This window comes from Marinomonas sp. S3726 (assembly GCF_000967665.1).
In the GTDB taxonomy this organism is placed as follows: domain Bacteria; phylum Pseudomonadota; class Gammaproteobacteria; order Pseudomonadales; family Marinomonadaceae; genus Marinomonas.
Window position 1 is genome coordinate 38,267 of record NZ_JXYC01000019.1, and the last position, 6,197, is coordinate 44,463.

The following is a 6,197-nucleotide window of genomic DNA, read 5'->3' on the forward strand; positions in this document are numbered from 1 at the left end:
TTAAGCTATTGAGACCTTGTCTCTAATACTCACACAACCCTTGCTCATAGTTGAAGCGTCCGCCGCTATCAAGACAAGTATCGACCTTAATAAATTCGCTGTTTTTCAATGCAGTGAGGCCTATTACGACAACTAATAAAAGAATAGAAACAAAGATCAATTTTAATCGATGATTTTTAGCAAAAGCTGAGGCAACAAAAGTTCTGAGAAATTTATTCATAGTGAGTAACGCCTGCAAGCACGGGCGAGCGAAGAATGAGCGAGTCCAGCACAGCTTGCTGTGCATTTGTGCCTTGCTTTGTTATGAGCTGTGTTCATTTTACGTTAGCTCCCCATAAAATACTCTAGGCTCTGGATCGTAGTAGATAAGAAACTCGTTATCAGCATCTTCCCAGTAAACCCGTATAGCTTGCTCATTTCCCCACCCTTGAAAGGATAAGGATGTAACCTTATTGCGAATAATGGATGATACTACCGAATCATTTTCAACTATTTCAGCGGTAACACTAGAGTCATAGCCATAAGGTAGGAGAGTAACAATTAGCTTTCGACCACCGTCATACCTTTTGACAAAAGAAATAATGCCTTCGTCATGGTCATTTTTATCAGACAGATAGAAGTCTTTTGAAAAGAAATCAGTTTCCTCAGGAAAACTAAAATTTACATTCATGATTTAACTTCACTCATGGCTCATAACGCCCACTTAAGCGGACATAAATAGTTGGCTACAATGTGAAGAGAAGCGGAACGTAGCCAACTGTTTTTTGTTCCGTTTGAAGTGCTTGTTAGGCCGTTTCTGATAGCTTCACTTTGCTAATAAAGCTATCAGTACTCAAAACTTCTGTTTCAATTCCCCAATATTTATAAACAGCCTGAAGTTTCATTGAGAATCTATCATCATCAGTAACTAAGATATCGGAAATTGAAGCATAAATCGCATGACTAACATCGTGCATTCTTGAGCGACTTTTCTTTACTGCTTCAGGTCTATAGCGAATACTTTCCAAATAACAAAATGTTATTTCAATGCAACGCTCAAAAGCTGTATGCGACTTTAATATTTCAGGATACTTAAAGTCCCTTAATCCAACTTGCCTTACAGACATTGCAGCTAAGTGATCTAGATAAAATTTTAACTTTAAACTAGAGGAATGTTCTTCTTGCAATAAAATAGAAGAGTTTGGATTTGACATCTTTTGAGCCGTTTTCCTGTCGGATCAGTGCTCTTGTACCGCTTGAGCTGTTCATTTTCATGTTTCTCTAGCATTGGATTTAGTTCATACCAATTAATCACTCTTTTGAAACATACCAACGGACTTTCAACCTTGATATGCATTGGATTAGTACTGCCTGGAAACACCTCTTTATTACCAGTTAACTCAGATATGCAATCTATCTCTTTGAGTACTCGCTGTTTTATCTCTTGATCGTTTCCTCCCATGAAAGGAATAGCTAACTCTTCCATATGAGCTGGACTATATAAGAATTGATTCTGTTTTTTTAGCTTTAATACTGTATCAACCAGACCAGTATTATCTCCTGATAAGTATTCAGACAGGACATTCTGATCTAAATATATATTTTTATTTTCCATGTTAACCTTTTAGCTATTTTCGTCACAACAACTTAATAATGCGCACGCTTGATTTGTCCAGTTTATCCACCGCACTCAAAACGTCACATCTGATTAATTCTTATAAGGAAAGGCCACTTATCAACTGAAAACCTTCCTGGTTAAACGCGGATGCACGTTATATCGATTCCTATTTACTCTTGTCGAGCACGGTCATTTTCGTGCCACTAAGACATTTAATCGATTCTACGCAATTTAGTAATAGGAACAATGATAGTTCGTGTCATTTCATTGATATTTGTAACGTTAAAGCTAACCAGTTTTATTAGAAATTTCTTTTTCTATTTAAAGAAGCTGTAATTAATACTCTATCCATATGATTATTAATAACTTTTCATACCTCACACTAAAAGCCGCGGGCGGTATACGGGTGGAAAATAGAGTGTATTTTTACATAATATGAGTAATAACTGCTTCTAGCTTGTGTCAATTTAGAAACTAGTTGTGCTTATTTAATGCAAAAAAAGCAGCCTATTGGCTGTCTAATTACCATGGGTATTAATTAACGCTAAGCTAAAGCGCCTTGTTATACATTACTTTTAAACGACTGTAGTAATTCTTTTGCACTCGGGGGATATATATCATACCAATCAAAGTCATAAACCTCTTCTCTCGCTTGATCAAACCTTTCAGAATTTAATGGTATATCGTGCCCTGGAGTCCCACGTTTTTTGCCAACGACAATCGATGTTAATGCTGGCAAATTATAATCGTCACAATAAAAAGCTATATGGCCTAGAGTTTTATCAAGAACACCAGAAGCTTCTTTTTGAAACATTTTGATAGATAACAGCTTGTATGTGAGTGTCTGCCTATTCATAGCAGCACCAACTAATATTTGCCACGCTTGCACTGCCCGTTCTTCACGTTTTGAAGATGGATTAAAATGTCTCAAATAAAATCTCCGGTTGCTGATAATGCATAATGCCTAAATCAGGTAGGCGTCACCTGAAACCATTTGTTAGAATTCTGGTGTTCCAGCTTGCTCAATATGCTTAGCAAATTTCTCTACTTCATTGATCAAATCATCGACATCGCTTTTGTGCAATGTGATTATTTTGCCTTCTTTTGACTTGCCACCTCTGTGAACTAGATCATGTCGTATGTGGGTAGCTTTGATAAGGTTCCCAATTGACTCAGGAAACTCTATATTCAACGCTTTCTTATAAATAGGGCGTATTTTTGGCAAGTTGTGCCAAAGCAGGTCAACTAAATATTCTTTGGCATATTTTTCAATATTTTCTCTCCTATCAAATACTTCAGATAGTGAAAACTTCTCTTTTTCGAAATCTGTATTCGTTTCTACAAATTTACGAAGGGAATAAGATTCTCGCTCAATTTTACCTATGAAATACTCTGATAGAAAAGCCTCCATAGATGTAATTGTGCTGGTGAAAACCATCTTAAACAGTGTTTGTTGATGATTTTCATCAAATTCCATTGAGATCATAGAACGCAAATTCTCAATTGATGTTAAGAGATCTTTATAAGGGTCTGCTACACTACCTGCAATATTAATAAGATAATCGTCATAATCGTCTGGCAGTGAAACTCCAGACCATTCAGTGCATTCATCCTCAAGCTCACTTGCTAGTTTTTCAATGATCTCTTCATCGATAAATTCACCAAATTCATCAGAAAGCTCTTCGCCTGCGTCATAAGGTCCGCCATAGATATACTGATATCCGCCTTCTCTTCCGTTGTAAGGGCATTGATGAACAGGATCTTGATAGTGTTGGAAAAACCAGACACTCATTATTTCTATTTGAACCCCCTCTGACCTAGACTTTAAATCAGCTTTTGTAATGGTTTTCTGATCTTCAGGAAGATCGTAATAGTAGGGCATAGATATTTAACTCTGAAGAATTCTAATAGCTTAATAATGGGCAATAAACTGTTGAAAAACGAAAACAACCAAATGTTTTTTTTCCCCTCATTAATTAGCTTGTTAGCAGCTTTCCAGCTATAACTTCTAAGGTATCTAATTCTATAGCTTTTATAACATACCCCAAATTATTAGGCATTGAGGTTAGACTCATTGGCTTGTTACTTGTTGGTACTGGTGTGAGGACTATTTCACCACTTGCAGTGTGCTGCGGACCAGCATATAAAACCCCGAGAAGTTTAATTCGAGTTCCCATATTCATATTACCATTTCTGTCAGCGAAACTGCCAAAATTAGCCAAATATACAGGGCTGCCACTTGAACCAGGGAAACAAGCCATATCCACAACAAATTGCTTTTTCCCAAGGTAATCATTTTCAGGAATAGTTGCTATTATACCTCTTCTGGCTATAGAGCCATTGTTTTCAGAATCCCAAATCCCATTGGGATAGCCAATCATAGTCACCTCATCAAGAGGAAGTATTTCTGAAAAAGTTGAATCAGTAGCTGCTATTTCCTTGTTTAAATGCACTAACGCGGGCTGTAGATCTTTTTGTTGAAAGTATTGATGAATTGGCGCAGCCAATATCGCACATAAATCAACATTTGGATCAGGATGGTAAATCACATTATTAGGAATACCATATGTAATTACTTCAAACTTTCCAGTTGGTGCACCAGTATTGTCAGCAACACTAATGGGCAACGATACCGAAACAGCACCATCAATAACATGTTTATTAGTTACAATAGCAGGTACATGTAAACCATCTTCTTGCTCTGCAAATCGATAAGCAAAACCAGATCCAGTAGCAACACTTCCATCATTAAATTTCGCCTCAATACGGACAACAGACTTCATTAATTGCTCAAGTGGATGCATATGCCTCTCCTGTTAATATTTTTAATAAAATGCGCTCGCTTGATTTTTCCGATTTATCCACCGTACTCAAAACGTTACATCAGATTAATTTTAAAAAGAAAGGCAATTGATTAATTGAAAGCCTTCCTGGCTAAAACACATATACTTTATCTCGGTTCCGGTTTACTTTTTCAAGCACGGTTATCCTCGTGTTACTAAAGCAGCTAATTGATTCTACATAATTTAATAATGGACACAATGATAGTTCGTGCCATTTCATTGATATTTGCAACGTAAAAGCGAACCAGTTTCATTAGAACTTTCCTTTTCTTCTTACAAAATGGAAACTAACACTCTAAGCAACTGATTATTAATAGCTTTTCATACCTAGTACAAAAAATGTGGGCGGTATACGGGCGGAAAATAGAGTGTGTTATTTGCATGTTTTTAGCGATAACTGTACCTAACATTTGTCAATTTAGAAGAAATTGAATTTTCTTAAGGCAAAAATAACAGTCTATTGGCTGCTTTATTATCATGGGGATTAATGCTTTGCTAAGCGGCTAAAAATGGCTTCTATAACAGCGAACGAGCACAGCCAACTGTTTATCTCCGTTTAAGTAACTTGTTAGGTATTGCTTGTAGCATATGCTTCTCTGATATGAGGGTAAACTTTGAGTTTTCTTTCTTTTAACTCTGAACCTAAGCTACCAAGCTCTTTAATACTTGGATTTTGACGATTTAGTTCATGGAAAATTCTTTCTATTACGAGGCATATTTTTTCTAGATCATTAACTAAGTTATCATCGCCTATAAGGTTTGAAATAGCCCTCGCGGAATAAGCACTTTGTGATCCAGGTACTAACGCAGCTTTCGCTTGGGTAACGTTGCCGTTGGAAAAGTGTAATGCTGCGTCATTAGTAGATGATTCAACGTCTTCTAGTTTGAATGCTAGTTCTTTAATAAGTAGACCTCTATCTTCATATGCCTTTTTATTCAAATCACTTTTATGGTTTCTTAAAGCTAATATATACGCAGAAAAACCAGTGATTATAGCACCTAAACCAATTTTAATTGCTGTATCTACAAGCGAGTATAATTCTTTATCCATACAAACAACCCTCTAAATGCCTAACATTTTAATAATGCGCACGCTCGGTTTGCTAGATTTATCCACCGCACTCAAAACGCTACATATGATTAATTCTTAAAAGGAAAGGCCACTTATTCACTGAAAACCTTCCTGGCTAAACGCGCATGCGCGTTATTTCGATTCCTATTTTTGCTTGTCGGACACGGTTTTTATCATGCCCTTATAATAACTAGTTGATTCTACGTAATTAAAAAGTGAACACAATTACAAGATCTATCACTCTAGGCAAATCTCAGCGCAGCACTTTCTGGAAAAAACATAATTCTATCCAAATCTATGCTCTGCATGGGAGTGCATAGCCTTGAGCTCCAGCACAAATATTTTGGGTAGTATTGAGTCCCTAGCCAGCAGAGCTTCCACGGAGGATCATGAGAACGAGAGTTAGGTTGCTTATGATGTGTCTTTCGATAAATTTTAGATGAAAAAAAACCAGCTCATTGAGCTGGTTTTTTATAATTCAATCTTGATAACGACCTACTCTCACATGGGACCTCCCACAAAAACATCAGAGACACCACTTTCACTTCTGGCTCTCTATTCGGGAAGGGGATGGGATCAGTCGGTTCAGTCGTTGTTGCCTCTTACCTTTACCTAGTAAATTTCAGGCAAAAAAAAGCCTGATCATAGATCAGGCTTTTTATAATTTAATCTTGATAACGACCTA

The 6,197-nt window shown here is 36.7% G+C and carries 8 protein-coding genes; all 8 read right to left on the reverse strand.

Translation table 11 applies throughout. From position 1 onward, the window contains the following. Window positions 1-22 precede the first annotated feature (22 nt). The 8 genes from TW85_RS16015 to TW85_RS16050 all read right to left on the reverse strand — a co-directional run bounded on the left by TW85_RS16015 (window position 23) and on the right by TW85_RS16050 (window position 5,491). Window positions 23-220, reverse strand: coding sequence for a hypothetical protein (locus TW85_RS16015; protein WP_046018145.1), 198 nt, complete (start codon window positions 218-220; stop codon window positions 23-25). Window positions 221-319: 99 nt separating this feature from the next. After that, window positions 320-670: a hypothetical protein gene (locus tag TW85_RS16020; protein WP_046018146.1), complete on the reverse strand. Its 351-nt coding sequence runs from the start codon at window positions 668-670 to the stop codon at window positions 320-322. Window positions 671-785: 115 nt separating this feature from the next. Next, the gene (locus tag TW85_RS16025; RefSeq protein ID WP_046018147.1) at window positions 786-1,193 is read right to left on the reverse strand and encodes a hypothetical protein; all 408 of its coding nucleotides are present in this window, start codon (window positions 1,191-1,193) and stop codon (window positions 786-788) included. Beyond that, entirely contained in the window at window positions 1,139-1,594 is a 456-nt protein-coding gene (locus tag TW85_RS16030) for a hypothetical protein (protein ID WP_046018148.1), read from the reverse strand. The genes TW85_RS16025 and TW85_RS16030 overlap by 55 nt, the downstream gene beginning before the upstream one ends. Window positions 1,595-2,159: 565 nt before the next feature. Beyond that, a complete protein-coding gene (locus tag TW85_RS16035) occupies window positions 2,160-2,528 on the reverse strand; it encodes a hypothetical protein (RefSeq protein WP_157196963.1) in 369 nt (122 codons plus the stop codon). 66 nt (window positions 2,529-2,594) lie between these two features. Then, window positions 2,595-3,479 (reverse strand): hypothetical protein, encoded by an 885-nt coding sequence (locus TW85_RS16040; protein ID WP_046018150.1) that lies wholly within the window; start codon window positions 3,477-3,479, stop codon window positions 2,595-2,597. Between the two features lie 94 nt (window positions 3,480-3,573). Next, window positions 3,574-4,401 carry a serine protease gene (locus TW85_RS16045; protein ID WP_052702252.1) on the reverse strand — a complete coding sequence of 276 codons (828 nt, stop codon included), beginning with the start codon at window positions 4,399-4,401 and terminating at the stop codon, window positions 3,574-3,576. A 607-nt stretch (window positions 4,402-5,008) separates the two neighbouring features. Then, complete coding sequence (locus TW85_RS16050; protein WP_046018151.1) at window positions 5,009-5,491, reverse strand: hypothetical protein; 483 nt, start codon at window positions 5,489-5,491, stop codon at window positions 5,009-5,011. Window positions 5,492-6,197 lie beyond the last annotated feature (706 nt).

What these genes read in the sequence shown, in the direction of transcription:
- TW85_RS16015 (WP_046018145.1), bottom strand. Translation starts at nt 220, where the DNA reads ATGAATAAATTTCTCAGAACTTTTGTTGCCTCAGCTTTTGCTAAAAAT.
- TW85_RS16020 (WP_046018146.1), bottom strand. Translation starts at nt 670, where the DNA reads ATGAATGTAAATTTTAGTTTTCCTGAGGAAACTGATTTCTTTTCAAAA.
- TW85_RS16025 (WP_046018147.1), bottom strand. Translation starts at nt 1,193, where the DNA reads ATGTCAAATCCAAACTCTTCTATTTTATTGCAAGAAGAACATTCCTCT.
- TW85_RS16030 (WP_046018148.1), bottom strand. Translation starts at nt 1,594, where the DNA reads ATGGAAAATAAAAATATATATTTAGATCAGAATGTCCTGTCTGAATAC.
- TW85_RS16040 (WP_046018150.1), bottom strand. Translation starts at nt 3,479, where the DNA reads ATGCCCTACTATTACGATCTTCCTGAAGATCAGAAAACCATTACAAAA.
- TW85_RS16045 (WP_052702252.1), bottom strand. Translation starts at nt 4,401, where the DNA reads ATGCATCCACTTGAGCAATTAATGAAGTCTGTTGTCCGTATTGAGGCG.
- TW85_RS16050 (WP_046018151.1), bottom strand. Translation starts at nt 5,491, where the DNA reads ATGGATAAAGAATTATACTCGCTTGTAGATACAGCAATTAAAATTGGT.